The sequence below is a fragment of the Sphingomonas citri genome (genome assembly GCF_019429485.1).
In the GTDB taxonomy this organism is placed as follows: Bacteria; Pseudomonadota; Alphaproteobacteria; order Sphingomonadales; family Sphingomonadaceae; genus Sphingomonas; species Sphingomonas citri.
This window is the reverse complement of record NZ_JAHXZN010000004.1, coordinates 327,388-354,253: the sequence shown is the minus strand read 5'-3', so window position 1 is coordinate 354,253 and position 26,866 is coordinate 327,388. Positions and strand designations below refer to the sequence as shown.

Below are 26,866 nucleotides of genomic sequence, written 5' to 3'. Positions count from 1 at the left end.
CGCCGGCGGGGCTGAACACGAGCAGGATCGCCCAATGCGCCGCCACCAGCGCCACCGCGGCGAGCAGCAGCCGCCTCGGCGTGAGATAACGTGCGAGCAGGCTGGCGAGCAGGTAGCAGAGCGCGATGCGCTGCAGCACACCGGTCAGCCGCGTCTCCGCGAACGGCTTGGCCGACCAGCCGCCGTCACCGTGCGCGACGAAGGGATACCAGTACATCAGCACGCCGAGCAGGAAGATCAGCGCGGCGCGGCGCACGACGCGGCGCAGGAAGACGCGGTCGCTCATCGGCCGGGTCAGCGCGAAGCTCATCGCGTTGCCGACCGCGAACAGGAAGGAGGGATAGATCAGGTCAGCGAGCGTGAAGCCGATCCAGGGCGCGTGCTCCAGCTGCGTGTAGGGCGTACCCGCGCCCGCGGTGTTGACCACGATCATCAGGAAGATGGTCGCGCCGCGGAACATGTCGAGCGAGATGAAGCGCTCTGGGCGCTCGGCGCGCGCGGGTCCGGTCATCGCTCCACCTCCGTCATCAGCGCGCGCGCGTCCGCGAGCGCGTCGGCCGGCGTCGCCGCGGTGTAGCGGCGGTGATCGGCCACCCACGCCTTCTCCCACGTCGCGAGCCGCCGCGCGACGTCCGCCTCGTCGACCGGGCGCCGCGCCACCGCGGCGGCGCGCGCGGCGTCGAGGTACAGCGTCCAGCGCGGCAGGTAATAATGCGCGTACAGCCCCGCCCACGCCTTGGAGGCATAGTCGCCGAGGTGACCGGCGCCGCCCCAGACGGTGACCTGCGCCTTGGCGTCGGTCTCGAAGCGGTCGCGGTCGGACGGGGTGGTGCCGTAGCCGCGCGCGTCGGCGATCCAGCTGGCCAGCGTCTCCTGCTGGCCGCCGATCAGCGCGTCGATGCGCTCGGCCAGGTCGCGCGCGCGCGCCGTCGCGACGTCTCCGGCCGCGACGTCGCCGGCGCGATAGGCCCCGACCGCGCGGGCGAGCGCCGCGTCGGTCGCGATGCTCGCCTCGTGGCGGACGAGGTCGACAACGTCGCGGCGGAACAGGGCACTGTCGGCATGCGCCGGCGCGCGCGCGAGCAGCGCCGCGATCCCGGCGCGCGCGCGGGCCCGGTCGCCCGGGGCGGCGGGATAGCCGGGCGCGTCCGCGCCGGGGCGCTTGAACAGCAGATAGGCGCCGGCGCGCTCGTGCCACCAGCGCGGCGTCCAGTAGCGCGTGTCGTACAGGCCGGCGACCACGTCACGCCACGCCGCGGCAACCGCCGGGTCGGCGGCGCCGTAGCGCGCGGCGAGATAGCGCGTCAGCCAGCCGGGCACGTCCATGGCGTCGCGACGGTCGGGCCAGGCGGCGTCATAGGCGAAGTCGTAGACCAGGCCGTCGCTGTTCAGTCCCTCGGGGAACATGCCGAAGCCGCTCACCCGCCCGCGCGCGGGATCGGCCTGGAGCGCGGCGAGGTCGCGGCGATAGAAGTCGAGCGCGCCGTACAGCGGGTTGCTGCCGCCGTAATTGTGGACGTAGCCGTAGATCCAGCCCTTGCCGTCGAAACCGCGCGTGGCGCGCCAGATACCGGGATAGCGGTCGTTGCCGATGTCGAGCAGCAGCATGCGGCGGTCGGGCACGTCGCGCAGGAAGGCGGCGATCGCCTCGGGGGTCCAGAAAGCCTTGTCGGCGCCGAACAGCCAGCCCTGCATCACCCAGGTCGCGCCCGGGCGCGCCGCGGCGATCGACTGGTACAGCCGCCGACCATAGGCCGCGAGCCGCGCGTCGCGCACCGCGGGTGGCAGCGCGGCGGCGCGGCTAGCGGCGGTGTTGGCGGTGCTGTCGCCGTAGCTCGCGGCCGCGGTGTCGCTGCCGTCGTCCGCGATCGGCGGCACCATCTCGTTGAAGGCGTCGGCGAGATAATAGCGGCCCGGGCCGTAGGCGGCGGTGTAGAGCCGCAGGAAGTCCGCCGCCAGTTTGGTGAACAGCGGGTCCGACGGGTCGAGCCAATAGGTGCCGGGGAAGCCTTCCCACTGGCGCATGCGGTAGATCTTCGCCTCCGGATGCGTGCGCGCGAACGCCTCCGGCACGTAGCCGGCGAAGGCGGGCAGGATCGGCGTCATGCCGAGATCGCGGTAGCGCGCGAGCAGGCGGCGCTGGAGGTCGTGCTTCCCGTCGATCCAGCGGTCCGACAGTGGCGCGCGGTAACCCGCCATATTGCCCATCCGCTGCCACGGCAGGAAGGGCGCGCCGGCGAGATGGTCGCGGATCGCCGCGTCGCTCAGCCCCTGCTCGCGCCACAGCGCGCGCCAGACATATTCCTGCCCCTCCATCGCCAGCGGCAGGTCGACGCCGCGGACGGCCATCAGGTCGATCTCGCGCTCCCAGCGCGGCCAGTCCCACCACGGCGTGGTATAGCCGTAGGTGCAGGTGTTGAGATAGGCGCGATAGCCGAATGGCGAGGCGACCCAGCCGCTGTCGTCGGGGCGCAGCGCGGCGAGCGAGCCGACGCGGCGCCCGTCCCAGCCGGCGTAGAACAGACCCTGCCGCCGCAGCTCGGCGGTGACGCCGCGCACCGCCGCGGCGGGTGACGAGGCCGTCACCGCCACCCGCCCGCGCGCGACGCGGACGCGGTAGCGCGCGTCGTCGGCGCGCACGAGCGTCACCGCGACGCGATCGCGCGGCACGCCAAGCCGCTCGAGTGCCGCGCGCGCCACGTCCGCGGGCGTCGAGGACGCACTCGGCGCCGCCAGCGCCAGCGAAGCGGCGAGCCCCATGGCGACCTCGCGCATGCGCGACCGACAAGAGGCGAGGCACCGGAGTGCCCCGCCAGGGTGGGAGATCGCGGGCAACTGAAAGGGAAGGATCAGCGAACGATCTCCGGTCGAGCTGGGATGGGCGGCGATCAGAAGCGCGCCGTCGCGGAGGCGTAGAAGGTGCGACCGGTCAGGCTCGTCATCTGGAACGTGTCCGCGGTCGTCTGATAGGCCTCTTCCCGGGTGTTGTTGAGGTTGATCACGCCCGCGGTGAAGCCGAGCCACTCGGTCGGCGCGACGCCGAGCGCGAGGTCGAGCTGGGTGCGCGCGCGCACGGTGTGGATCTGCCCGCCGTCGACGAAGAAGCTCGACGCGGCGTCCTGCTTGTACGAGCTGCGGTGGTTGATCGAGAGGCGCACGCTGAAGATCCGGTCCTCCCAATAGGGCGTCAGGTTCCACGTCAGCTTGGAGAGGTCGCGCAGGTTGAAGCCGGTGCCGAGCGCGGGCGAGTCGGCGCTGACCACGGTGACGTTGCCGGTCACGCCGAAGCCGTCGACCGGCAGGAACGCGTCGAAGCTCTCGGTCGCGGCGAGCTCGACGCCCTTGATGTGGATCACGCTGTCGTCGTTGAGCTTGCGACTGAAGTTATAGTCGGTGCGCCCATCCGCGGAGGTGCAATTGCCTACCTGGCCGTTGAGCGTGACCCCGTCGAAGCTGTCGGGGCAGTAGAATTGCGTGAAGGTGCCGTTCTTCACCGCCTTGTAGAAGCCCGCCAGGCTGATCGAATTGCCTTGGCCGTGGTAATATTCGAAGCTGAGATCGGCCTGGTTGGCGGTGAGCGGCTTGAGCCGCGCCTCGCCGGCGGAGACCGACACGCTGGGGCGCGGCCCGGTGTTGTCGGTGGTTAAGGTGTCCGCCATCTGCGTCTGGTTGTTGAGCAGCGGGCGCACCAGCACCTTGGCGAGCGCGACGCGCGCCACCAGCCGGCTCGTCACGTCGAGCGCGAAGGACGCGCTCGGCAGCAGGTTGCCATAGTCCTGCCGGATCTTCTGCGTGCCGAGCAGCGCGGCGCTGCTGTCGGTGCTGCTGGTGAGGTTGGCGGTGACCACCTGCTTGGTGCGCTCGTAGCGCGCGCCGATGTTGCCGCGCAGCCCCATGCTGCCCAGGGTCGTGTCGATGTTCGCCATGGCGTAGACCGCGGGGATGTAGCGGTCGACGACATAAGTATTGGCCCAGTCGCGTGTGTCGGGGACGGTGATCCCAGCCTTGGCGAGGATGGACTGCCACAGCGGCGCGTTGGTCTCGAGGAAGTTGGTCGGGATCGCCATGCGTCCGCCGAGGAAGTTGGTCACGCGGATGCCGGTCGTGCTTAGGTCCGGGATCAGCGCATATTCGGGGTAGGTGGCGGGATCGTTGACATCGGCGTCGCGATCGTGGCGATAAGCGTCGGTGCCGAAGCTCTCATGGTGGAACTTGGCGCCGAAGGTGAAGGATTTCACGCCTAGGACGTCGAGTTCCTTGGTCACGTCGAGCTGCGCCGCACGGTCGGTGGCGGCCTGGATGTGCGTGGCGCCGTCGACGAAGGCGAAATACTGGCGGTTGGCGGGGTTGAAGTCGGTGCCGTCGAGCACGCCGGGGTCGGTGGTAAACTTGACGTTGCGATAGTCGGAGATGTCGAGCGTGCCGCCGCTCGCCACGTTGATGCCGTCGATCGAGGCATATTCGCGCAGGTCGGCGTCACCCTTGGTGTAATGGCCGACGGCGTGGACCAGCCAGCCCTCGCCGGGGCGCCAGTTGACCGTGCCGGTATAGGCCTGGGTCTTGAGGTTGCGGATCTCGGGCTGGTCGTTGTTGCCGACGCCGAAGTCGCTGATCGTCAGCTTGTTGGCGACCCCGCCCCCGGTACCGTTGACCGTGATCGCGGAGGTGTCCCAGCGGCCGAAGACCAGCTGCTGCGTGTCGTAGCGCGTGTCGTCCTTCGAATATTGCCCCTGCAGCAGGATCTCGAACGCCGGCGATGGCTTCCATTGCACCGCGCCGCTCGCCATCAGCTGCTTGCTGTCGCGGTCGATGCGCCGCAGCCGGAAATTGCCCGGCACCTGGTTGTCGGGGTCGACCACGCCGGCATTGTACCAGTTCTTGATGAAGGCGTAGTCGCCGCGGTCGGTCAGCCGCTGGTAGCTGACATTCGCCATGACGCCGATGGTGCCGTCGGCGAACTGATCGATATAGGCGCCGCTCACCTTGGGCGTGACGCCGCCGCGATAGTCGGAGTGATAGGCCTTGGCGCCGACCACGAAGTTCGGTCCCTTGTAGGCGAGCGGCTTGACCGTATCGATGTTCACCGTGCCCGAGAGCCCGCCCGAGTCCATGTCGGCGGTGGGCGACTTGATCACCTGGATGCTGCTGGCGAGATCGGTCTGGACGATGTCGTAGCGGAAGCCGTCCTTGAAGTCGGCGCTGGCGAAGGTCTGGCCGTTGATCGTGGTGCGCGCATATTGCGGCCCCAGCCCGCGGATGCTGATCGTAGAGCCGCGCCCGTTGATGTTTGACATCTGCACGCCGGCGATGCGCTGGATCGCCTCGGTAACGTTCTGCGCGGGGAACTTGCCGATGTCCTCGGCGGTGACGCCGTCGCTGATGCGGATGTCGTTGCGCTTGGCCTCGGCGGCCGAGGCGAGGCTCGAGCGGAAGCCGGTGACAGTGATCTCGTTGGCGCTATCTGCGCCGTCACCCGCCTGCGCCGGCGTGTCGGCGGGGGCGGCGGTCGGGGCCGCCAGCGGGATGGTCTCGGCGGGCGGCGGCGCGGCGCGGTCGGTCTGCGCCAGCGCGGGCACGGCGGCGAGCAGCGCGGCGAGGCAGCTGGTGGCGGCGAGCACGCGCCGCCGGTCGGCGCCGCGGCTGCGGCGGGCAATCGTCATCGTCAATGGCTCCCTCTTCAGGCGCCGACGGCCGATCGGCCGCGGGCGCGTCATTCCCCGGTAGGCAGTTCGTTCGCGTCACCCATGCCGCGCTCGCCGGCGCGCGCGGCGCCGGCGCCCCGTGGGCGGCACGGGTTACGATGGGCGGTTCGCCCGGTGAGGCGGTCGCGCGTCTGGTGGCGCGATCTCGCCGGTCGAGGTGGCGCGACGCGATCGTGCGTGCGCCCGGCCGCCGAGCGAGCAGCCGTTCAAGGATAGTTGGGTAGCGGCCGCCACCCCGGCGCACCGGCCGAGCATGAACGGCCTTTCACCGTTTCGAGTTCGGGTAAAAGGTGCCGCACCTGCTCTCCTTGGTGAGAGTGTGCCGTCATATATGGAATGTGGTCAAGTCAAAAATGGTCTCTTTCGTTCGTGACCAGGCATTGCATTGGTATCATCGCTCAAATTAGCTAAGTTGCTTTTTGTATTCGGAGGCGTTTGTGGTTTTTCGCTCTGGAAACCAGCAGCTTCCCAGTTTGTCGGAACGATGAGCGAGGATGGTATCGTTTGCGGCTCTCGCATCCCCGTGCCGTGCGATGAGGGTCGTGATGGTCGCCATGCCGGCAAACCGGTTCTATCCTGCGGCGAAATGAGGATAGAACCAGTCGGACGGCTCACGCGGTTGATTCGCCGAGAGGATGAGAGACCATGCGACGATCCCGATCCATGATGCTCATGCTGCCGCTTCTCGCGGCGGCTTCGGTCGCCGCCGATACGCCGGCGCTCGGGCCCGGTGCGCGCAACCCGATCCTGCCGGGCTATTTCGCCGACCCTTCGATCGTCCATGCCGAAGGCGAGTGGTTCGTCTACGCCACGGTCGATCCCTGGGGCGGCGACACACTGGCGCTCTGGCGCTCGCGCGACCTGCGCGACTGGACGCTCACCACACCGGCATGGCCGACCAAGCGCGCGGCGACGAGCCCGACCTCGAACGACAGCCGGGTCTGGGCGCCTTCGGTGGTGCGCGCGCACGGCCGCTACTGGATGTACGTCTCGGTCGGCAGCGAGATATGGGTCGGCAGCGCACCGCACCCGGGCGGCCCGTGGCGCGACGCCACCCGCGGGCGTCCGCTGATCCCCGGCAATTTCCGCCCCGGCTATCACATGATCGACGCCGAGGCCTTCGTTGACGACGACGGCCAGGCCTATCTCTACTGGGGATCAGGGCTCAACTGGGTCAACGGCCGCTGCTTCGCGGTGCGACTCAAGCCCGACATGGTAAGCTTCGACGGCGCGCCGATCGACGTCACCCCGGCACATTATTTCGAGGCGCCCTTCATGTTCAAACGCGACGGCGTCTATTTCCTGACGTACAGCTGGGGTAATACCACCACCGACAGCTATCAGGTCCGCTACGCGGTCGGTTCCTCGCCGCTCGGACCGTTCCACGAACCCGAGGACCGGCCGATCCTAGCCACCGATCGCGCACGCGGCATCGTCAGCCCCGGGCATCACGCGGTGTTCCGCGCCGGCGACGAGGACTTCATCCTCTATCACCGCCAGTCACTGCCCTATGCGCCCGGCGGCGACGTCCGCCGCCAGGTGGCGGTGGACCGGTTGGTCGTGCGCGGCGACCGGATCGATCCAGTCGCGGCCAGCAACCAGGGCGCCGACGTGCCCGGCACCGCGGCGCGGCGCGCGCGCACCGCAATAACGCCAGCGGCGATCACCGCCTCGCGCGCCGACCCCGCGCACGCCGCCGCGCTCGCCGGCGACGACAATTACGCCACGAGCTGGCGCAGCACGCGTGCCGGTACGCTCGTGCTCGACCTCGGGCGGCGGCAGCGCGTGACGCGGCTGGTCCTGCGCCCGGGTGCGCCGACGGTACCGACACGGCTCGGAGTCGACGTCTCCGACGACGCGGTAACGTGGCGACCCATCGCGCCGGTGCGCGCGGTGAGCGGATCACCGGTGACGATCGTGGTCGATCGGGCGGTGCGGCTGCTGCGAGTCACGCTGCCCGACGGCGGCGAGATCATCGAGGCGGATGCGGAGCCCGTGCACGAGTAGCGGTTGACAAGTGGAGCTCACCGAACGACGCTGAAGAGCCTTCTTGAGGCTTGCCGCCCTTTTCTGCAGGCGTGACAAGACCCAAAGAGCGGTCACTCAGAGCCACCTGGCACCCTCCCAACTTTGGACTTTGTTCATCTCGCCGCTCAAGCCGCGTTGGGTGTTCCGTGCAACTGTCCGGCTGGCCTGATTGGCAGGAAAGCGGACGTTAAGGCGGTACTGGCAAGTTGCAGCTCCTCCTAACTCAGGGCGAGGTCAGTGAGTGAGGCTGCCGATAAAGTCTACAGTGTTGCTGTTGGTGTGTGCCATTGAGGCGCAAGCTGTCGCCAAGGGCTCCGAGAAGAAAGTGGCGCTGAGCGGGATGGAGATCACGAAATCTTTCACCGGCTCTTCGATCAACTACTCTCCTAGCGGGTGGGCAGACGCCGGCATTCACGAGGAATATCACAGAAGCGGAACATGGAGGGGGTTCTACTACTCCCGTGGACCGGTCCCGCTTGCAGGGAAGTGGAGGGTGTCAAAGGGTCAACTTTGCGTATCTCCGGACACCAGCGCTGTCGCCAGCCGCTGGTTCGTCGGCGAACGTTGCCGCACTGTGTGGCGTGACAAGACAACCGGAAGATTGCTTGTAAAGCACCTGAACCCGCGGCTCGAAGATGACCCTTATAGCGTCCAAGTTCGAGATCTGAGGCGCTAGTCAGTGTCTGCGAATGGGCGAAAGGCGTCACGCCGCAGTAAGCGGCGCCCAGGGGCCTGCATGCTTTGCCACAAAGGCGATGTCAGCTCCAGGCTTCGATCCGACCAGGATAGCTTCCAGCCGGAGTGCTCGCCTACGAACCGGAAGACGGAGCAAGGCGAGCTGACGACGCCCGTGCACGGTATCTGCACATGCGCTCCATCACATGCACTCACCGGCCACGCGAGTAGCCGATCGCGCATGCCTAGACGCACCGCTTTCGAAGGTGGAGCATCGCATGCGATACAGTTTCCTCATCAAGGCCATGGTCGCTGTGGCGCTGGTCACAGCGTTCGATCGGCTGTTTCCCAGCGACATGGCGGGTGCGGTCGTGGGCGCCTTCGGCGGGCTGTGGCTAGTCGGCCTAGTCGCCGTCCGATCCGACGTTCGCCGCGACCATCGCGCCTGCATAGCGCTGGTAGCGGCAGCGCTGTTCGTCACGTCGCTGATAGACGAGCCCGGTTTGCTCGGCTGGACGATGTTCTGGTGCGCGATCTCGCTCGCCGCCTTGTTGCCTCGCACTTCTTGCTTCGACGACGCGTGGCGCTGGGCAGTGCGGCTGGCGCTTCACGGAGTGAGCAGCGGCGTTCAGCCGATCCACGATCTGCGGAGAGCGCTGCGCAGCCCGCGCGCGCAGCGACCCAGCGTGCGCGCCACACTCGCCGTACTCGCCTTCCCGCTCGTCGGAGCTGGCCTTTTCCTGGCGCTGTTTGCCGCCGCCAATCCCGTCATCGCGTCAGCGCTGGCCGGCATCCGGCTGCCATCGCTGTGGCACATCCTCGTCTGGCTCATCGTCGGTTGCGCCGTCTGGCCCAGCCTGCGCCCATCTGCCGTCGTGCTGCGAGTCGCGGCACGGCTGCCAGACCCCGAACCGGCGTTGCCGGGAACCTCACTGCCGTCCGTGCTGATTTCGCTGGCGCTCTTCAACGCGCTCTTCGCGGTGCAGAACTTGCTCGACGTCGCCTTCCTCTGGAGTGGCGGATCGCTGCCGGCCGGTATGACGCAGACCGAATACGTGCATCGCGGTGCCTACCCGCTGATCGTCACCGCACTGATTGCCGGAGTCATGGCGCTTGCGATGCTCCGCCCCGGCAGCGCCAGCGAGCGGCATCCGTGGGCGCGACGCATGGTGGCGCTGTGGGTTGCTCAGAACCTGGTTCTCGTTGCGTCCAGCGTGTGGCGGACGATCGACTACGTTCAAACGTCGATGCTGACTGAATGGCGAATCGCCGCGCTTGCGTGGATGGCCTTGGTCGCGACAGGGCTGGCGACGATCTGCTGGCGTATCGTGAAGGGGCGCAGCGCGCGCTGGCTGGTCAACTGGAACGCGGCCGCAGCACTGTTGGTGCTGACGCCCTGCACCTTCCTCGATCTCGGCGCGATCGCCGCGACGTGGAATGTTCGGCACCAGGCACCCGCCGCAGTCGACCTGTGCTACCTCAATGGGGTCAGCGATGGCGCGCTCCTGGCGCTGATCGAGCTGGAACGTCGCCCGATGGACGGAGCGACCCGTGACCGGGTCCACTTCGTCCGCCAGTTGGTCCTCGGTCGCCTGGATGCCCGGCAGAGCGTGTGGCAGACATGGACGCCTCGCGGTGCTCGTCGACTGGCGCGAGCGAAGGCGGCGCTTGGCCCTGCCTTCCACCCGATCTGGCCGGTTGATGGGGACAGCGGCCGCGCCTGCGATGGATCACGCTACCAGTCGGCCTCCGTGACGCAGCCTTGACCAGAGACATCATGATGATGATCCCCTGCCCCATGCCGCGCACTATCCTGATCGCCGACGACGATCCGCACATCCGCCAGCTGCTGGTCTTCGCGCTCGCGAAAGCCGGCCTTGACACGATCGAAGCCGGTGATGGTGAGGCCACGCTGGCAGCGGCGGAGGCTTCCTCGCCCGACCTGATCGTGCTGGACATCAACATGCCGCGGATGGACGGCATCGAGGTCTGCCGTCGATTACGCGCTACCAGCGACGTGCCGATCCTGTTCCTGTCGAGCCGCGACGACGAGCTCGACCGCGTGCTCGGCATCGAGTTGGGCGCCGACGATTACGTCACGAAGCCCTTCTCGCCGCGCGAGGTCGTCGCGCGCGTCATGGCGATCCTGCGCCGCGTCGCCGCACGCCCACCGGTCGTCACTGAGGCGGCGGCCAGTGCCCTGCAGCGCGGACAGCTGTCACTCGACATCGACGGCTGGCAGGCCAGCTGGGCGGGGCAGATGGTCATGCTGACGGTCACCGAGTTCGGCATCCTGCGGACGCTGGCAACGATGCCCTCAAAAGTGTTCAGCCGCGACGCTATCATCGACAGGCTGCATGGTCCTGGCTTCGCCGTCACCGATCGCACGATCGACAGCCACATCCGCAACCTTCGCGCGAAGTTCGCGCGCGTGGGAGCCGAGGACCTGATCGAGACGCGCGCCGGCATCGGCTATCGCCTCGGCAGTTGCGGCGCCTAATGATCGAGTCGTTCAAGCGAGTAGTTCGGCGGCTCTGGCCGCGGTTGCGCTTGCGGACGATCCTGCTGTTGACCTTCACCTTTGTGGCCGCGCTGCCAGGTTTCGGTGCATTGTTCCTGCGCGTGTACGAGAATGCGCTGGTGCGCCAGACCGAAGCGGAGCTGATCGCTCAGGCGTCCACGCTGTCGGTCATCTCCGCGCTGGCCTACGGCCGCGGCGATGTCACGGCGCCGGTCCCGCGCGAGCCTTCCATTGATCTGCGGCTGGCTTCGATTCTTCGCCCGCGCCCTCAACCGAATAGAGCGGTCAACCCGCCAGATGTGCACGCCCGCAAGTGGGCCCGCGACCTCAGCTCGATCCTGCACCTGACGTCGGCCGCGACCGGCACCGATATCGAGCTGCTGGACAATCGCGGTCTGCTACTCACCGGATCTCACGCCGGCGGCGACGATAGCGGATTACCGGAGGTGCGCGCGGCGCTGCGAGGTCAGCCAATCACGGTCCTGCGACGCAACCCCGACTATCAGCAACCCAGCGGCGTCGAATGGCTGAGCCGCGCCGCCGACCTCCGCATTGATCTCGCGACACCGGTCATCGCCGATCGACGGATCGTCGGCGTGCTTCTGCTCTCGCATCCGCCGCGCGCGCTTCTCTCCGGGTTGGAAGCGGACCGTGGCAAAATCGCGATCGGCGTGGTTCTCATTTTCGGCACGTTGATCGTGCTCAGCGGACTGCTGTCGCGCGGCATCGTCCGACCCGTCGAGGCGCTCGGCACTGCTACGCGCGCGGTAGCGAATGGCGGTGGCAGCGTTCCCGATGCGCCAACGACCGCCGCCATCGAGATCCAGGCGCTCTACCGCGACTTCGGCAGCATGGCCGACGCGATCGAGCGTCGCTCACGCTACCTGCGCGACTTCGCGCACGCGGTCAGTCACGAGTTCAAAACGCCGCTCGCCGGGATCGGTGGCGCCGTCGAATTGCTCCAGGACCATGCAGACATGGCCGCTGTGGATCGCGACCGCTTCCTCGCCAACATCGCCGAGGATGCAACGCGCCTGACGCAGCTCGTCAGTCGCCTGCTCGACCTGGCTCGCGCCGACATGGGTGAGGCTCTGGATGGGGTAACGACCGATCCGATCGTCGCTGCGCGGCGCGTCGCGGACGCGCAACCTGGCTTCGACATTCGGTTGGATCTGGCCAGCGCATTGCCACAGGTCGCTGTACCGCAAGGTGCGATCGAAGCCGTCCTGACAAGCCTCATCGAGAACAGCCGTCAATCTGGCGCCGAGCGGGTGACGATCACCAGCGAGGCCACCTCCGACGAGCTGATCCTAATCGTGAGCGACAACGGCCCCGGGGTTCCGCCCGGTGATCGCGATCGCGTGTTCGAACCCTTCTTCACCAGTCGACGCACCGAAGGCGGCACTGGCCTCGGCCTTCCAATCGCCCGCTCACTGCTTGAAGCGCAGGGCGGCACACTCGCCCTCGACCAAGACGCGCAAAGCGGAGCGACCTTCCGCATTTCCTTGCCGCTTGCACGCTATGCATAGTCCTCTGCCTCCCCGTCCCGCCTCGCTATCCGCCGCGCTGATCACCGGAACGACGGCCAGTGGATTGGCCGTTCGTAAGCTACCCATCGGCCTTCCCCAAGCGATAGTGAAGCACGGCGGCTCGATCTTGTGGGCGCTGCTAATTTATTGGGCCATCTCGGCCCTTCGTCCAATGTGGACACCACGACAGAGCGGAGTTTTCGCTGTTGTCATCACCACCACGGTCGAATTGTCGCAGCTCTACCACGCTCCGGCGCTTGATGCCCTTCGAGAGACCACCTTCGGCGCGCTGATGCTGGGCAGGGTCTTCTCGCCTTGGGATGTAATAAGCTACGCCGCGGCCGTCGTTTTCGGAGTAACGATCGATCAAGCCATTCGTGGCAAATCAAGCGCGAGCAGGTGAGCTTCACCATCTTGGTTGCGGTACCAGTGACAAGCCGGAAGGCGCGAGGATCAAGCCAAGCCGATCGATACCGATCCTTCGCATCGGCCCGACCCACGAGCAGACACTCCAACCCTATGTTCGACGTTCCAACTTTGGCCATTCGTTCACGTTGCCGGTGCGCATAATGATGGGCCGCGCAATGTCTTCCCTGTCCGGCCAGCTTTTCGCAATCGATGATGCTCTGGAGATCGCAGGTCCGCGGCTTGCGAATTCGCACTTGAGAGCCGGCTAACCGGCCGAAGGAAGCATTGAGTAGGATGCCGGCTAAGCGTTGGACAGCCGTACATGGCTGAACGCAGAAAGTTCACTCCTGTAAGTTTTCGATCATCGACAACAAGCCCATTTGCCCCGTCGATGACACAAGCAATCCGCTCAGTGACGTGACCTGATGCACCTGTCGAGAGCTCGATCAATCCATCGAGTGAACCCGCGCATCCGATCTTGGCTGCTTCGCCACCTGACCTCTCGTGCCAACTGCAACCTGGGAGGCGGAGCAAAAAACAGATTCGATCACCACCTCACGGCGGCTCGAGACGGCCGTCCTTCTTTGCCTGAGCGCTCACCGGAGAACAAGCAATGCGAACCTGGTTCATCACAGGCTGTTCCAGTGGTTTCGGCCATCGGCTCGCGCTCGCAGCCGCACGGCGCGGCGATCAGGTGATCGCGACGGCACGCGACGTTCGGACTATCGCCGCGATGGCAGAGCCGTTCGCTGGCCGGCTGATCACGCTTCCGATGGACGTGACCGACAGCGCGGCGGCCAGAGCAGCCGTCGCGAAGGCGGTGGAGATCTTCGGCGGCTTTGACGTGCTCGTAAACAATGCCGGGTACGCGCTGTTCGGCGCGATCGAGGAAGGTACCCCCGAGGAGTATCGCCCGCTGTTCGAGGTGAACGTCTTTGGCTTGATCGAGACCACCAGAGCGGCCCTGCCCGTCCTCCGCCGCTCGGGCGGAACGATCGTCAATATGTCCTCGGGCGCCGGCATCGCCGGCAGGGGCGGCGGAGGCTATTATCACGCCACCAAATTTGCCGTGGAAGGCATTTCCGAGGCGCTCGCCGACGAGCTGACGCCGTTTGGCATTCGGGTGCTGATCGTCGAGCCCGGCCCCTTCCGCACCGACTTTCTCGGACGCTCCATCGCGATGACGGCACGGCAGATGCCGGAATATGCCGCGAGCTCGCGCCGCCATTATCGCGACACCAACGACGGCCATCAGGCGGGTGACCCGGACAAGGCGGTCGCGGTCATCGTGGCGGCGGTCGACGCCGAGGACGCGCCGCTCCACCTGCCGCTCGGGGGCGCCGCCCACGCGATCGCCGAACGCAAGCTGGCAGCCTTCCGCCACGACATCGACTCCTGGCGCGACCTCACTCTCGCCACCGACTTCGACGGAGCCTGAGCGCCACCTGCGGGGCTCTTGGAACCTTCAACAACGCACGGGAGAACGACAGATGATCCCAGCTTTGACCGGCTTCATCCAGCGACCGGTGACGGCGAACGGCATCAGCATCAACGCGGTGACCGGTGGCGCTGGCCCTCCGATCCTCTTGCTTCACGGCTGGCCGGAAACATGGTGGGAGTGGCACAAGGTGATGCCGCTCCTCGCCGAGCGCTTCAGCGTCGTGGCGGTCGACCTGCGCGGCGCGGGCTTCTCCGACTGTCCGCAGGGCGGCTATGACAAGGCGACCATGGCGCGCGACGCGCACGAGGTGATGGTCGCGCTCGGCCATGAACGGTACGCCGTGTGCGGCCATGACATCGGCGGCATGGTCGCGCTCGCACAGGCCGCGCTTCACCGCGACGCCGTTACCCACCTGGCGGTGCTCGATGTGCCGCTGCCCGGCTGGAGCGAATGGGAGGCGACGATCGCGCGGCTGTGGCACTTCGGGTTCCACATGAACCGCGACATGCCCGAGTGGCTGATTCAGGGACGTGAATACGACTACATTGCCGCCTTCATGGCCGAGCGATTCTACGACCACAGCAGCTTCGACCCGAGCGACGTTGCGGTCTACGCGCGCGCCATGGCGCTGCCGGGCCGTCTGCGCGGCGGACTGGAGTGGTACCGAACGCTCGCCGCCGATCATGCGGCCGCGCTCACGTACAAGCAGCGGCCGCTCGCCATTCCCGTGCTGGGTCTCGGCGGCGACACCCGCTTCGGCGCCCAGATGGTGCCGATGCTGGAGGAGTTCGCCGACACCGTGACCGGCGGCGCGATCGCGCGGTGCAGCCACTATGTCGCCGACGAACGGCCGGACGAGGTCGCCGCCGCGCTGATCGATTTCCTGACGCCCTGTTGAAGCGCCGTTCGGCTCTTATCGATCCACGTTCTTGCAGAGGAAGACACATATGACCGACCCTGTCACCCGCGGCATCAACCACATCGGCATCACCGTGCCCGATATCGCCGCCGCTTTGTCCTTCCTGTCGGAGGCGTTCGACGGACAGCTGATCTACCAGTCGTTCGGTCCGCAGGATCCGCCGCGGCGAGGGCCCGATTTCGAACGTGCGGTCGACGCCTTTCCGGGAACGGTCGTGCGCGCGCAGGCAATGGTGAAGATCGGCACCGGACCCGATATCGAGTTGTTCGAGATGCACGGCCCCGAGCAGGCCGCGCCGGTGCGGGCGAGCGATTTCGGCATCACGCACTTCGCGCTGTACACCGACGACATCGACGCGGCGGTCGCACGCTTCCAGCGAGCCGGCGGCACGCCGCTGACCACGCCGCGCGCCATCCCCTATGCGACCGAGCGGGGTACCGGCAACAAGGTGTGCTACTGCCGGACGCCTTGGGGCACGACGGTCGAGTTCATCACCACGCCAGATCGGATGCCCTACCATGAGCAGACCGATCTGCGCCGGTGGCAGGACGACGACTGAGCAGACACGAAGATGCCCGTGCCATCGTCGGATCATGGCAACACCGCTCGAAGATGCGTCTCGACGGTTTGAATGAAGGCGCGCAGGCGCTGCAGATGCTTGAGATCGCGATGATAGCCCATCCAGATGTCGCGGCTGGGCGGCTCGGCCGGCGGCTCGAGCCGGCGCAGTCCCGGCACATGGTTACCAACCGCAAGAGGGAGCACGGCGATGCCGAGGCCCTGGCGGCACAGATGCGACTGCACATTCCTGTTGTTCGACCGCACGATCGGCGCCGCGTTGGGGAAGCTCGCCTTGAGCCAGTCGATGTCGGGGAACTGCCCGGTGGAGGTGTCATGCGTGATCAGACCAAAGCCCGTACCGTCCCCGAACACGGGCTCGGGCGCCGTCGCCGCGATGTACACGCCGTAGTTCAACCGGCTGAGCCGTCGCTGCACGATATCCGAGGTGTCGAAGGGGACGATGCGGAAAGCGATGTCCGACTCGCGCTGCGCGAGGCTGAACAGGCGTGTGCCGGTGAGAATCTCGACGTCGACGCCGGGATAGGCGCTCGTGTAATCGGCGACGATCGGGGGCAGGACATAGGCACCGAACCAATCGGCCGAGGAGATGCGCAGCGCGCCGCGGAGCGCCTGCTCCTGCCCGGCGAGCCGTCGCTCGAGCGCCAGCGCGCCCTCCTCCATCTGCTCCGCCAAAGCGACGATGGCACTTCCCTCCTCGGTCAGCACGAGCCCGTCAGCGGTCCGCTGGAACAGGATCTGGCCGGTCGACTCCTCGAGCGCGCGGAGGCGCCGCCCGACGGTAGGATGGCTGAGGCGCAGCGCCCGGGCCGCGCCGCCCAGCGTGCCCGCCCGCATCACGGCCAGGAAAATGCGGACGTCGCTCCACTCCATCTCGTTCTTCCCATTGCACCCGCGACGCCGCGCCCGGCATCCATCTATACGAGCGTCTGCGGCCTTTCAGTTCAAGCCGGCATGGTGTGCGCAGCCGACGCCGAGGCGTCGAACATGACAGGCAAGCTCCGCTGAAGCGGATGCTTGGAAAAGAAAAGGTCGAGGCCGGTGACCGAGATCGCGCGGCGAGCGAATAACAGACCATGCAAAGCGAGTTCCTCTCGAGACTGATGCCCCGACCGTCGCTCGACGCGGCGCGGGTCAGCCGTGAGCGACCGGCTCGCACCGCGCCCGACGAGTGGGGCCAGCTGATGGCCGCTGCCCAGGACGGACATGGCGGTGCGTATCGGCGACTGCTCGCGGAGATGTCGGCATGGCTCACGCGCTACTTCACCCGGCGCCTGCCCGCCGGCGAGGTGGACGATGCCGTCCAGGAGACGCTGATGGCGGTGCATCGGCGCCGTCATACCTACGATCCGCGCTTCCCGTTCGGACCGTGGCTCGCGGCGATCGCCAAGAACAAATGGGTCGACCAGCTGCGGAGCCTGGCGCGGCACCCGGACGGCGAGCTGTCCGACGACGTCGCGGTCGGCGACCATGAGGCGTCGGTGGTCAGCACCTCAGTGCTCGCCACCCTGCTCGAGGCGCTCCGCCCGGCGCAGGCGCAGGCAATCCTGCTGGTGAAGGTGCAGGGCTATAGCGTCGAGGAGGCCTCGTCGCGGATCGGCCTGTCACCTTCCGCCGTGAAGATGAACATCCACCGAGGCCTCACCCGTCTTACCGCCCTGATCGAGAAGACTCCCGATGTCGAATGACGCCCTGATCGCCGAGCTCTCGTCCGGCCTCGCGCCCGTGCGGCGCCGCAGCGTCGCGCGCGAGGGCGCGCTCCTCCTCGCGCTGTGCGGGATGGAGCTGTCGTTATTCCTGGCCATGGGTGCGATGCGGCCGGACATGAACCACGCGGCGGACTCGCCCTATCTGATGTGGCGGGTGGGAAGCCTTGCCTGCCTCGCCGTGACGGCCTGTGCGGTGGCGATCCACTCCTTCTCGCCCGCGGCGCGGACGCGACCGGGTCTGACGCTCGCCGGCACGCTCGCGGCCGCGGCGATCGTCGCGGGCGTGTTCGTCGCGCCCTCGGGAACGGCGCACCGCGCGCTGCTCGACCGCCTCGACCCGGCGAGCGGGATCGTGTGCGCCACGTCGATCGTCGTGCTCTCGCTGCCCGTCATGGCGTTGCTCGGCGCGCTGATGCGACGCGCCGCACCGACCGAGCCCCGGCTCAGCGCGCTCGCCGCCGGCCTCGCCGCGGGCACCTGCGGCGCCTTCGTCTTCGCCTTCTGCTGCCCCTTCAACGACCCGCTATACGCGGTGGTCTGGTACAGCATCGGGTGCGGTGCCGTAACCGCCGCGGCGCGATGGTGTCTGCCGCGGCGCTTCCGCCTCTGACCTGATGTGCCGCGGCCACCTGGCCGCGATCGACCCGACCGTCGACGCCCAACCCGGTTCGCCGGGAGCGACAACGCGCGCCCTCAATCCCGAAAGGAACCTGCCATGCCGACCACTGCCAATGCGAAAGCGCCCGACCTGGGCTGGCTCCGAACCTATTATTACCTCCGCTTCGCGGTGGCTGCCGCCTGGGTCGCGCTGGCCTTCACGATCGCCGGCACGAGGCCCGCGCTCGCCGCCGCGATGCTCGTCGCATATCCGGCCTGGGACGCGCTGGCGAACTATCTCGACGCCGCGCGCAGCGGCGGGCTCGCGCGCAACAGGAGCCAGATGCTTAACTTCGCGGTGAGCGCGGTGACCGCAGTCGCGGTCGGCGCGACCCTGCCGCATGGGCCGCACGCGGTGCTGCAGGTCTTCGGCGTCTGGGCCGTCCTGTCCGGTCTGTTCCAGCTCGCTACCGGCGTGCGGCGGTGGAAGGCCTATGGCGCCCAATGGGCGATGATCCTGAGCGGCGCGCAGTCCGGTCTCGCCGGTGCACACATGCTGAGCAAGGCCGCCGGCCCCGCCGCGGTCAGCATCGCCGACATCGCACCCTATGCCGCCTTCGGCGCCTTCTACTTCCTCGTCTCGGCCGTCTCGCTGACGGTCAGCACCGCACGCCGCCGCGCCAAGATTGCCGCCACCTGATCGGTCTCGCCTTCATGACGTGTGGTTGCCCCTCGTCAGATCGCGCGCGTGCCCGCCTCGCGCGGCCCTGCCACCTCTGCCACAAGGCTTAGCGCCTCACTCGATCAAGGTACGCCCAGCATGCGCAGCTTCGACGCCATCATCATCGGTGCCGGCCAGGCCGGTCCCGCGCTCGCCGCGAGGCTCAGCGCGGCGGGCCAGTCGGTCGCGATCATCGAGCGGCATTGGGTCGGCGGCACCTGCGTCAACACCGGCTGCCGCCCGACCAAGACGCTGGTGGCCAGCGCCTACGCGCTCCACACCGCGCGACGCGGGGCAGACTATGGCTTCACCGCCGGCTCCCTCGCCGTCGACATGGGCGCGGTGGCCGCGCGCGCGGCCGCCGTCATCCAGGATGGCCGCCGCGGCAACGAGGCGTGGCTGCTCGGACTCAAGGGCGTTGAGCTGATCCGCGGCCACGCGCGGTTCGAGTCCGCCGACACCGTGGCAGTGGCAGGCGAGCGCCTGAGCGCGCCGAAGATCTTCCTCAACGTCGGCGGTCGCGCGACCGTCCCGGACCTGCCGGGCATTGGCGCGGTCCCGATCCTCACCAACACCGGCATGGTCGCGCTCGACACGCTGCCCCGCCACCTGGTGGTGATCGGCGGCAGCTACATCGGGCTGGAGTTCGCGCAGATGTACCGCCGCTTCGGCGCCGCGGTAACGATCGTCGAGCGGATGGACCGCCTGATCGCGCGCGAGGACGAGGACGTCTCCGCGGCGGTGCGCGCGATCCTTGAGGCCGAAGGCGTCGCGGTGCGGACCGGCGCGGACTGCATCGGCTTCGCGCGCCAGGATGACGGGATCGCGGTGCGCGTCGACTGCGCCGCGGACGCGTCGCCATTGCTCGCCAGCCACGTGCTAGTGGCGGTAGGCCGGCGACCGAACACGGACGACCTCGGACTCGAGGCAGCCGGCGTCGCGGTCGACCCGCGCGGCTACATCATCGTCGACGACCATCTGAGAAGCAGCGTCCCCGGCATCTGGGCGCTCGGCGACTGCAACGGCCGCGGTGCCTTCACCCACACCGCCTACAATGACTTCGAGATCGTCGCGGGCAACCTGCTCGACGGCGAGGACCGGCGCGTCAGCCAGCGTCTGCCCGGCTATGCGCTCTACATCGATCCCCCGCTCGCCCGCGTCGGCCTGACCGACGCGGAGGCACTCGCGACCGGCCGGCCGCTGCTGCGCGCGACGCGGCCGATGACGCGCGTCGGCCGTGCGGTCGAGAAAGGCGAGACGCAGGGCTTCATGAAGATCGTCGCCGACGCGGAGACGCGCCGCGTGCTCGGCGCGGCGATCCTCGGCACCGGCGGCGACGAGGCGATCCACGGCGTGCTCGACATGATGAACGCCGACCAGCCGATCGAGCGGCTTCGCTGGGCGGTGCCGATCCACCCCACCGTGTCGGAGCTGATCCCGACGCTGCTGCTCGACCTCGAACCCTGGAACGGAGCGGCATGATGCGCATGATCGGCCTGATCGGCGGGATGAGCTGGGAGAGCTCGGCGGCCTATTACCGCCTGCTCAACGAGGGCGCCCGCGCGCGCCTGGGTCCGACCGGCTCGGCGCGCTGCCTCTTGTGGTCGTTCGACTTCGCGGAGATCGAGGCGTTGCAACACGCCGGCGACTGGGCCGGGCTCACCGCGCGGATGGTGGACGCCGCCCGGCGGCTCGAGGCGGCCGGCGCGGAGCTGCTGCTGATCTGCACCAACACCATGCACCGGATGGCGCCGGAGGTGCAGGGCGCGGTCGGCATCCCGCTGGTCCATATCGCCGACGCCACCGCGGAGCGGATCGTCGCCGCCGGGCTGCGGACGGTCGGCCTGCTCGGCACCGCGTTCACGATGGAGCAGGACTTCTACAAGGGGCGGCTCCGCGACGCCTTCGGCCTGGAGGTGATCGTCCCGGAGGCGGCGGACCGCGCGACCGTGCATCGGATCATCTATGACGAACTGGTCGCCGGGCGGGTCGAGCCCGCGTCGCGCGCGGCCTATCGGGCAGTGATCGCACGGCTAGTCGCGTCCGGCGCCGAGGCGGTGATCCTCGGCTGCACCGAGATCATGATGCTGGTGCGACAGGACGACAGCCCCGTGCCGATCTTCGACACCACCGCGCTACATGCGGCCGCCGCGCTCGACCGCGCGCTGTCGGTCGAGAGCGACAACGAACCGCGAGGGAGGGTCGGATGAGCCAAGCCACTCCTACCGCCACGGCGCGGCAGCCCGGCGCGGCCAGCGTGACCCGCTTGTTGCTCGCGTCGGCGTCGGCCGCGCTCCTCATCGGCGCGGCCGAGCCGGCGCCGCGCCTGATCGTGACGCTCCGCCCAGACCTCGCCGCGGACGCGCGCGGGCGGCTGCTGGTGTTCGCCACGCCAGCGAGCGGCGCGGACGCACGCGGCGGCGACGCGGTCGATCTGGAGCGTGGGCAACACGTCTGGGTGGCCGGGCGCGACGTGGCGGGGTTCGGGCCCGGGCGCTCGGTGACGATCGACGGGGCCACAGACGCCTACCCGGCGAGCCTCGCCTCGCTGGCACCCGGCAGCTACCGCGTGCAGGCGGTGCTCGACCGTGACGGCGACTATAACTTCGCCGGCAGGGCACCCGGCGATCTCCTGTCCGAGGTCGTGACCGTGCGTCTCCCGCTCGCGTCGACCCCGACACTGCAGCTCGACCACGCCGTGCCGCCGGCGACCGACCAGTTCGACACCGCCGGCCTGCCTCCCGCAGCGGCCGCGCAGATCACTGCGTCGCGTCCGCACCTTCACGACGAGCGGATCGCCTCCCGCGCGCTGACGCGCTTCCGCGGAGAGCGCCAGGCCGTGGCGGCGTGGGTGCTGACCCCGCCCGGCTATGATCCCGCATCGCGCCGAACCTATCCGACAGTCTTTACGGCGGGCGGGTTCGGCGTCCGACACAAGCTCGGCGGCCAGCAGCTGTCGCGGATGTGGCATCTGATGGAGACGGGCGCGATCCCGCCGATGATCTGGGTCGCGCTCGACCACGCCACCGCGACGGGCACGACCGAGTTCGCGGACAGCGCCAGCAACGGCCCATTGGGCGAGGCGCTGGTGCGCGATGTCATCCCCGCGCTCGAGGCGCGCTATCGGATGGACGCGCAACCGTCCGGTCGCTTCCTGATGGGGCACAGCTCCGGCGGCTGGTTCGCGCTGTGGGAAATGGTGCGCTACCCGCGGGTGTTCGGTGGCAGCTGGGCGACGGCGCCCGACCCCGTCGACTTCCACGACTTCCTCGGTGCCGATCTCTACGCACGCGATGCGAACATGTATCGTGCAAGCGACGGGGGGCGCGTCCGCTCGAGCGCGATCACGGCGAGGTTCTCGGCACGATCGAGGGCGCCGCCCGCCTGGAGCGCGTTCTCGGCCGCGAGGGTGGGCAGCTCCGCTCGTTCGAGTGGGTGTTCTCGCCCCGACGTTCGGACGGCACCCCCGCCCCTTTATTCGATCGCGCGACCGGCGCCGTCGACCCTGCCGTGGCCGCCTACTGGCGCGAGCATTATGATATCGTCCGCAAGCTTCGGGCCGAGTGGCACCACCGGCGCGAGCAGCTCGGTGGCAAGCTCCACGTCATCGTCGGCGACGCCGATTCCTATTACCTCGACGGCCCGGTCCGCCGGCTCGACGCCGCACTGCGCCGGCTCGGCAACCGTGCGGACATCCGCTTCGTGCCCGGCGCGACCCACAGCATGGCGGAACTCTACGCCAGCGCCGGCGACCGCAACGCTTTGTGGAAGGAGATGGGCCGCGCCATGTATGCCGCGGCCAGACCTGGCGAGACGCTGGGCGGAGGCTCCGGGAAGGTGCCTGCCGCGACGCCGCCGCGCACGGCTTTCGAACCCGACAAGGCATCGTAAGATGGCGTTTCGCGCGATGCTGACGCTCTCGGTGGCTGCCGCGCCTGCGGCCGCGACGCCCTCGCCGCCTCCCGCTGTGCCGCCGGTGGATGCCGCCCTCGCCCGGTGGGACATGGCGGAGGCGCGCTCGCTGGCCGCGATGATGCCGGCGGGCGCCGATCGCTGCGCCGTGGAAGGCATCATCGCCAGCCGTGCCAACCAAATCGAAACGGCGGCAAAGCTGCTCCCGTCGTGCCTGACCGCGCTGGAGCGGAACGGATCGCGTCGTGCCGAACCAGTGTTCGAGACGCTGCTCGATACCTACCTGCGTCTAGGTGAGTACGGAAAGCACCATGCCCTGTTGGCGCGCTGGCTCGGCACGCGAAGAGAGCGCATCGATTCGAACAAGCTCTCGGACCTCCGCGATCAACTCGCGACCGCGGCGGTGTTGCGTGCCCTGCCCAGGCCGTCGGTGACGGGACGCCGGACCGCGATGCTGCGCACCTACCTCAATGTACTGGGCACCCGAACCGTCGATCTGACCGTGCGTGATGTCACGCTTCCGTGGTTGATCGACACGGGCGCGAATGTCTCCGTCGTGTCCGAGACCGCCGCGCGCCGCCTGCGACTGGAGGTCCGTGACGCCGGCTACCATGTCGCCGGATCGACGGGCCATGCGGTGACCGCGCGGCTCGCCGTGATCGACAAACTCCCGGTCGGCGGCGTGATCCTTCGGAACATGATGGCGATCGTCCTCCCCGATGCAGCGCTGCGGATCCGGGCACCGCACGCGGACTATCGGATCGACGCCGTCCTCGGCTTGCCGGCATTGACGCAGCTCGGTCATTTCCGGATCGAGCGGGAGGGCACCATGGCGGTGGACCGCGCCGCGCCGCCGCTCCGCTTGGGCGCACCGCTCTTCATGAACGCGCTGACGCCGCTGGCCGAGGTGGAGATCGCCGGGCGCAGAGGGCTGATGAACATCGACACGGGGGCGAACCGGACCACGCTCTACGCGAGCTACGCCGCACGCTTCACCGATCGCGCGCCGCTCTGGTCGAGGCAGCGCGACACCACCCTGGGACTGGGCGGCGGCAGCGATGCCGACGCCGCGGTCGAGCCCGAGTTGACGATCGGCGTCGGGGCCGCGAGAGTCGCGGAACATGGCGTGTCCGTCGCGCTCGACGGAGACAGAGCCTCCCCGATCCTCGGCAATCTCGGACAATCGGGACTGTCGGCGAGATGTAGCTACACCTTCGACTTCCGCTCGATGCGGCTCCTGCTCGGCGACGAGCCGCCGAAAGCAGGCACCTGCCGGGCGGATGGTTGACGAGACCGCGCGCGATGCGGTTTGGATGATGGCTGATACGACGGCGCGGTTGCTGCTGCCGGGCGCGGCGACACGGGACGGGGACAGCAGATGATAACGGGTGAACGATCGCTGCGGCTGGAGACACGCACGATACCCACGCCCATTTCGATCAGCGTGGAGGCTCGCGCCGCGCTGGAGCGGCTCATCGGGACGGACGGCGTGCCGCTCAACGGGTTGTTCGAGCTGCCGGCGCACGACGACGTCGCGGGTTGGGGGAAGGTCAAAGCGGCGGTGGACGCCAATTACGCGCGCCTGCTCGCAGCCGCATCCGACATGCCCGAAGCGACGGTGGCGACCACCCGCTTCGACGGTGCACTGGTCCACGTCGCCACGCCCGCGGATGTGATCGCGAGCGACGCGGTCTATCTGGAGCTACACGGCGGCGCCCTGGTCTTCGGTGGGGGCGATGCCTGTCGCCACGGCGCGCGCGTGCAGGCCGATCAGCTCGGCGTGACGGTGTGGAGCATCGACTATCGCCTGCCACCCGAGCATCGCTATCCGGCGGCGCTCGACGACTGTCTGGCGGTCTATCGCGCGGCGCAGGAGCGTCACCCTGCCCGTCGTATCGTCGTCGGAGGTCGCTCGGCGGGGGGCAATCTGGCGGCCGCGATGCTGTTGCGCGCGAGGGACGAAGGCCTGTCGATGCCTGCCGCGCTGGTGCTGCTGTCGCCCGAGGTCGACCTGACGGAGAGCGGCGACAGCTTCACCGTCAACGCCGGGGTCGATGTCATGCTGCCGGGTTCGCTGATGGCGAATAACCTTCTGTATGCCGGCGGCGTCGACCTGGCTCATCCCTATCTCTCTCCGCTGTTCGGCGACCTCACCGGCTTCCCGCCCACGCTGCTTCTGACCGGTACGCGCGACCTGTTCCTGTCGAACACGGTGCGCATGCACCGTCGGCTGCTCGCCGCGCAGGTGCCCGCCGAGCTCCACGTGTTCGAGGCGATGCCGCACGGTGGCTTCGGCGGAACGCCCGAGGATCGAGACGCCGCGCGCGAGGTCACCCGCTTCGTGCACGACCGGCTCTCGCGCATCTAATTCGTCCGCCGGCGCTGCCGAAGAAAAGTCACTGTTTGCGTCGAATGCCGCCATGTTGCGGGTCGCTGAAGCCTGCCACGAGCGTCGCAGCGATCGCCTGCGCGGCCAAGGCGAGCTCCTCGTCGGCGATCTCACCCGCGGTCCAGAACGACAAAACTCCGCGGAAGCCGAGCGCGAGTTGGATCGACAGTTCCGCCACGTCCCGACTCCGGTCGCCTGAGGCCGGCACCTCCTCATCCTGCGTCGCCAGCGCCCACAATTCGGTCGAATGCGCCAGCACCTGCCCTGGCGATCGCCCGGCCGTACCGATCCAGCTCATCACTGCACGATTGACCTCCGGCTGCTCGAGCATCACCGCCACCGCCAGCTCGACCGCCAATCCCACACGCGCCACAAGATCGCGCGGCGCCGGCGCCGCTTTGAACCGTGCGATCATCGCGTCAATGCGGCGTGCGGACAGAGCGTGCATGATCGCGGCCTTGCCGCCGAACTGATTGAACGGGGTGACGAAGCTGACACCGGCCTCGGTCGCGAGGTCGCGCATGGAATAGGTCGCACGACCATCGCGCAGCAGCCTCTCCGCCGCATCGAGCACGCGCTGACGTACAGGTTCGCCCCTGCTGATCTTTCCTGGCTTGTCGTCCGTCATCGACTAACTATATCTTGATACACTTGCTGGCCGCCATAGGAGGTAGCGCATGACCGACAAGGCTCCAAAAACCTTCCTCATTACCGGCGTCAGTTCCGGTCTTGGCCGCGCCTTCGCCGCCGGTGCTCTCGCCGCCGGCCATCGCGTCATCGGAACGGTGCGCAAGCAGGACGACGCCGACACGTTCGCCGCGCAGGATGCCGGGCGGGCTCACCCGCTCCCTCTCGACGTGACCGATTACGCGAGAATCCCGGATGCGGTCGGCGCGGCCATCGCGCGGGTCGGCCCCATCGACGTGCTCGTCAACAATGCCGGTTATGGCCACGAAGGCGCACTGGAGGAATCCTCGATCGACGAACTACACCGGCAGTTCGCCGCCAACGTGTACGGCCCCGTCGCGATGATGAAGGCGGTGCTGCCGGGCATGCGTCAGCGCCGCCGCGGTCACATCGTCAACGTCACATCCATGGGCGGCTTCATCACCATGCCAGGGATCAGCTTTTACTGCGGCAGCAAGTTCGCGCTCGAAGGCATCTCCGAGGCGCTCGGCAAAGAGGTCGCCCACCTCGGCATCCGCGTCACCTCGCTAGCACCGGGCCAGTTCCGCACCGACTGGGCCGGCCGCTCGATGGAGCGCACCCCCCGCAGCATCGGCGATTATGACGGCGTTATCGACCCGGTCCGCGCCACAAGGGAGGCGAAGAGCGGTCATCAACCCGGCGATCCCGCGAGAGCGGCACAGGCGCTGCTCACACTGATAGATGCGGAAACACCGCCCACACGCCTCTTTCTCGGCGACGATGCTCTCCAGCTGGTCGACAAGAAGATCGATGCCATGCGACAAGAGATCGCACGCTGGGAGTCGCTGTCCCGATCAACAGCTTTCTCTTCGTAGCGGAGATGAGTCTATGCGGCCAGGCGTGTGACCCAGAAGCAGTCACTCAAATGGCCCTCCCCGCTTCCCAACTCCGGTCGCTCGTTCACCTCGCCGATCGGGCCTTCCAAGCGTTCCGCGCAACTGTCCGGCTGGCCTGATCGAGCAGGGAAACGAACCGCCCGCTAACAGAAAAGCTTGTGCAGTCGCCAACGTATGGCGGCGGTGCCTGTA

General features: G+C 68.2%; 22 protein-coding genes. 16 read left to right on the top strand and 6 right to left on the bottom strand.

Translation table 11 applies throughout. The features are described from left to right. The 3 genes from KZ820_RS13920 to KZ820_RS13910 all read right to left on the bottom strand — a co-directional run. Nucleotides 1-511, bottom strand: a 511-nt coding sequence (locus KZ820_RS13920; RefSeq protein ID WP_219749200.1) for a heparan-alpha-glucosaminide N-acetyltransferase domain-containing protein, incomplete at its 3' end; no start/stop codon positions are given. Further along, nucleotides 508-2,775 (bottom strand): alpha-N-acetylglucosaminidase, encoded by a 2,268-nt coding sequence (locus KZ820_RS13915; protein WP_219749199.1) that lies wholly within the window; start codon nucleotides 2,773-2,775, stop codon nucleotides 508-510. The genes KZ820_RS13920 and KZ820_RS13915, both read right to left, overlap by 4 nt. A gap of 113 nt (nucleotides 2,776-2,888) precedes the next feature. Next, on the bottom strand, nucleotides 2,889-5,660 hold the full coding sequence (locus KZ820_RS13910) for a TonB-dependent receptor (RefSeq protein ID WP_219749198.1): 2,772 nt from the start codon (nucleotides 5,658-5,660) through the stop codon (nucleotides 2,889-2,891). A 705-nt stretch (nucleotides 5,661-6,365) separates the two neighbouring features. Here KZ820_RS13910 and KZ820_RS13905 point away from each other — a divergent pair. Continuing rightward, on the top strand, nucleotides 6,366-7,709 hold the full coding sequence (locus KZ820_RS13905; protein WP_258048159.1) for a family 43 glycosylhydrolase: 1,344 nt from the start codon (nucleotides 6,366-6,368) through the stop codon (nucleotides 7,707-7,709). Nucleotides 7,710-7,964: 255 nt separating this feature from the next. Here the strand turns inward: KZ820_RS13905 and KZ820_RS13900 are convergent, their stop codons facing one another. After that, complete coding sequence (locus tag KZ820_RS13900; protein ID WP_219749197.1) at nucleotides 7,965-8,108, bottom strand: hypothetical protein; 144 nt, start codon at nucleotides 8,106-8,108, stop codon at nucleotides 7,965-7,967. A gap of 575 nt (nucleotides 8,109-8,683) precedes the next feature. Between KZ820_RS13900 and KZ820_RS13895 the strand changes: the two genes are divergently transcribed. The 7 genes from KZ820_RS13895 (at nucleotide 8,684) to KZ820_RS13865 (ending at nucleotide 15,782) form a co-directional block, all read left to right on the top strand. Beyond that, nucleotides 8,684-10,171, top strand: coding sequence for a DUF4153 domain-containing protein (locus KZ820_RS13895; RefSeq protein WP_219749196.1), 1,488 nt, complete (start codon nucleotides 8,684-8,686; stop codon nucleotides 10,169-10,171). An 11-nt stretch (nucleotides 10,172-10,182) separates the two neighbouring features. Then, nucleotides 10,183-10,905, top strand: coding sequence for a response regulator transcription factor (locus KZ820_RS13890; RefSeq protein ID WP_258048158.1), 723 nt, complete (start codon nucleotides 10,183-10,185; stop codon nucleotides 10,903-10,905). After that, nucleotides 10,905-12,455, top strand: a complete 1,551-nt coding sequence (locus KZ820_RS13885; protein ID WP_219749195.1) for a sensor histidine kinase — start codon at nucleotides 10,905-10,907, stop codon at nucleotides 12,453-12,455. The genes KZ820_RS13890 and KZ820_RS13885 overlap by 1 nt, the downstream gene beginning before the upstream one ends. Continuing rightward, complete coding sequence (locus KZ820_RS22330; protein WP_373369025.1) at nucleotides 12,448-12,858, top strand: ribosomal maturation YjgA family protein; 411 nt, start codon at nucleotides 12,448-12,450, stop codon at nucleotides 12,856-12,858. The genes KZ820_RS13885 and KZ820_RS22330 overlap by 8 nt, the downstream gene beginning before the upstream one ends. Before the next feature lie 618 nt (nucleotides 12,859-13,476). Then, nucleotides 13,477-14,301: an oxidoreductase gene (locus KZ820_RS13875; protein ID WP_219749193.1), complete on the top strand. Its 825-nt coding sequence runs from the start codon at nucleotides 13,477-13,479 to the stop codon at nucleotides 14,299-14,301. A 52-nt stretch (nucleotides 14,302-14,353) separates the two neighbouring features. Next, entirely contained in the window at nucleotides 14,354-15,202 is an 849-nt protein-coding gene (locus KZ820_RS13870; protein WP_219749192.1) for an alpha/beta fold hydrolase, read from the top strand. 49 nt (nucleotides 15,203-15,251) lie between these two features. After that, a complete protein-coding gene (locus KZ820_RS13865) occupies nucleotides 15,252-15,782 on the top strand; it encodes a VOC family protein (RefSeq protein WP_219749191.1) in 531 nt (176 codons plus the stop codon). 32 nt (nucleotides 15,783-15,814) lie between these two features. On the opposite strand, the gene KZ820_RS13860 is transcribed toward KZ820_RS13865, so the two are convergent. After that, on the bottom strand, nucleotides 15,815-16,675 hold the full coding sequence (locus KZ820_RS13860; RefSeq protein WP_219749190.1) for a LysR family transcriptional regulator: 861 nt from the start codon (nucleotides 16,673-16,675) through the stop codon (nucleotides 15,815-15,817). Between the two features lie 311 nt (nucleotides 16,676-16,986). On the opposite strand from KZ820_RS13860, the gene KZ820_RS13855 reads away from it, so the two are divergent. The 7 genes from KZ820_RS13855 to KZ820_RS13820 all read left to right on the top strand — a co-directional run bounded on the left by KZ820_RS13855 (nucleotide 16,987) and on the right by KZ820_RS13820 (nucleotide 25,109). Further along, nucleotides 16,987-17,490, top strand: coding sequence for a sigma-70 family RNA polymerase sigma factor (locus KZ820_RS13855; protein ID WP_258048206.1), 504 nt, complete (start codon nucleotides 16,987-16,989; stop codon nucleotides 17,488-17,490). Further along, a complete protein-coding gene (locus tag KZ820_RS13850; RefSeq protein ID WP_219749188.1) occupies nucleotides 17,480-18,121 on the top strand; it encodes an NrsF family protein in 642 nt (213 codons plus the stop codon). Before KZ820_RS13855 ends, KZ820_RS13850 begins: the two co-directional genes overlap by 11 nt. A gap of 105 nt (nucleotides 18,122-18,226) precedes the next feature. Further along, on the top strand, nucleotides 18,227-18,808 hold the full coding sequence (locus tag KZ820_RS13845) for a DUF308 domain-containing protein (RefSeq protein ID WP_219749187.1): 582 nt from the start codon (nucleotides 18,227-18,229) through the stop codon (nucleotides 18,806-18,808). A gap of 120 nt (nucleotides 18,809-18,928) precedes the next feature. Further along, entirely contained in the window at nucleotides 18,929-20,311 is a 1,383-nt protein-coding gene (locus tag KZ820_RS13840) for an FAD-containing oxidoreductase (protein WP_219749186.1), read from the top strand. After that, complete coding sequence (locus KZ820_RS13835) at nucleotides 20,311-21,039, top strand: aspartate/glutamate racemase family protein (RefSeq protein WP_219749231.1); 729 nt, start codon at nucleotides 20,311-20,313, stop codon at nucleotides 21,037-21,039. The genes KZ820_RS13840 and KZ820_RS13835 overlap by 1 nt, the downstream gene beginning before the upstream one ends. Next, a complete protein-coding gene (locus KZ820_RS22230; protein WP_308462230.1) occupies nucleotides 21,036-24,029 on the top strand; it encodes an aspartyl protease family protein in 2,994 nt (997 codons plus the stop codon). The genes KZ820_RS13835 and KZ820_RS22230 overlap by 4 nt, the downstream gene beginning before the upstream one ends. A gap of 90 nt (nucleotides 24,030-24,119) precedes the next feature. Then, on the top strand, nucleotides 24,120-25,109 hold the full coding sequence (locus tag KZ820_RS13820; RefSeq protein ID WP_219749184.1) for an alpha/beta hydrolase: 990 nt from the start codon (nucleotides 24,120-24,122) through the stop codon (nucleotides 25,107-25,109). A gap of 28 nt (nucleotides 25,110-25,137) precedes the next feature. Here KZ820_RS13820 and KZ820_RS13815 read toward each other — a convergent pair whose 3' ends face one another. Next, the gene (locus KZ820_RS13815; RefSeq protein WP_219749183.1) at nucleotides 25,138-25,758 is read right to left on the bottom strand and encodes a TetR/AcrR family transcriptional regulator; all 621 of its coding nucleotides are present in this window, start codon (nucleotides 25,756-25,758) and stop codon (nucleotides 25,138-25,140) included. 49 nt (nucleotides 25,759-25,807) lie between these two features. On the opposite strand from KZ820_RS13815, the gene KZ820_RS13810 reads away from it, so the two are divergent. Then, a complete protein-coding gene (locus KZ820_RS13810; protein WP_219749182.1) occupies nucleotides 25,808-26,653 on the top strand; it encodes an oxidoreductase in 846 nt (281 codons plus the stop codon). The last annotated feature ends 213 nt before the right edge of the window (nucleotides 26,654-26,866 follow it).

Bases quoted from the DNA above. Each gene is read 5' to 3' on its own strand.
- KZ820_RS13815 (WP_219749183.1), bottom strand. From the start codon at position 25,758: ATGACGGACGACAAGCCAGGAAAGATCAGCAGGGGCGAACCTGTACGT.
- KZ820_RS13895 (WP_219749196.1), top strand. From the start codon at position 8,684: ATGCGATACAGTTTCCTCATCAAGGCCATGGTCGCTGTGGCGCTGGTC.
- KZ820_RS13910 (WP_219749198.1), bottom strand. From the start codon at position 5,660: ATGACGATTGCCCGCCGCAGCCGCGGCGCCGACCGGCGGCGCGTGCTC.
- KZ820_RS13855 (WP_258048206.1), top strand. From the start codon at position 16,987: ATGGCCGCTGCCCAGGACGGACATGGCGGTGCGTATCGGCGACTGCTC.
- KZ820_RS13835 (WP_219749231.1), top strand. From the start codon at position 20,311: ATGCGCATGATCGGCCTGATCGGCGGGATGAGCTGGGAGAGCTCGGCG.
- KZ820_RS13860 (WP_219749190.1), bottom strand. From the start codon at position 16,675: ATGGAGTGGAGCGACGTCCGCATTTTCCTGGCCGTGATGCGGGCGGGC.
- KZ820_RS13840 (WP_219749186.1), top strand. From the start codon at position 18,929: ATGCGCAGCTTCGACGCCATCATCATCGGTGCCGGCCAGGCCGGTCCC.
- KZ820_RS13865 (WP_219749191.1), top strand. From the start codon at position 15,252: ATGACCGACCCTGTCACCCGCGGCATCAACCACATCGGCATCACCGTG.
- KZ820_RS13870 (WP_219749192.1), top strand. From the start codon at position 14,354: ATGATCCCAGCTTTGACCGGCTTCATCCAGCGACCGGTGACGGCGAAC.
- KZ820_RS13820 (WP_219749184.1), top strand. From the start codon at position 24,120: ATGATAACGGGTGAACGATCGCTGCGGCTGGAGACACGCACGATACCC.
- KZ820_RS13875 (WP_219749193.1), top strand. From the start codon at position 13,477: ATGCGAACCTGGTTCATCACAGGCTGTTCCAGTGGTTTCGGCCATCGG.
- KZ820_RS13810 (WP_219749182.1), top strand. From the start codon at position 25,808: ATGACCGACAAGGCTCCAAAAACCTTCCTCATTACCGGCGTCAGTTCC.
- KZ820_RS13850 (WP_219749188.1), top strand. From the start codon at position 17,480: ATGTCGAATGACGCCCTGATCGCCGAGCTCTCGTCCGGCCTCGCGCCC.
- KZ820_RS22330 (WP_373369025.1), top strand. From the start codon at position 12,448: ATGCATAGTCCTCTGCCTCCCCGTCCCGCCTCGCTATCCGCCGCGCTG.
- KZ820_RS13915 (WP_219749199.1), bottom strand. From the start codon at position 2,775: ATGCGCGAGGTCGCCATGGGGCTCGCCGCTTCGCTGGCGCTGGCGGCG.
- KZ820_RS13845 (WP_219749187.1), top strand. From the start codon at position 18,227: ATGCCGACCACTGCCAATGCGAAAGCGCCCGACCTGGGCTGGCTCCGA.
- KZ820_RS13885 (WP_219749195.1), top strand. From the start codon at position 10,905: ATGATCGAGTCGTTCAAGCGAGTAGTTCGGCGGCTCTGGCCGCGGTTG.
- KZ820_RS13890 (WP_258048158.1), top strand. From the start codon at position 10,183: ATGATGATGATCCCCTGCCCCATGCCGCGCACTATCCTGATCGCCGAC.
- KZ820_RS22230 (WP_308462230.1), top strand. From the start codon at position 21,036: ATGAGCCAAGCCACTCCTACCGCCACGGCGCGGCAGCCCGGCGCGGCC.
- KZ820_RS13905 (WP_258048159.1), top strand. From the start codon at position 6,366: ATGATGCTCATGCTGCCGCTTCTCGCGGCGGCTTCGGTCGCCGCCGAT.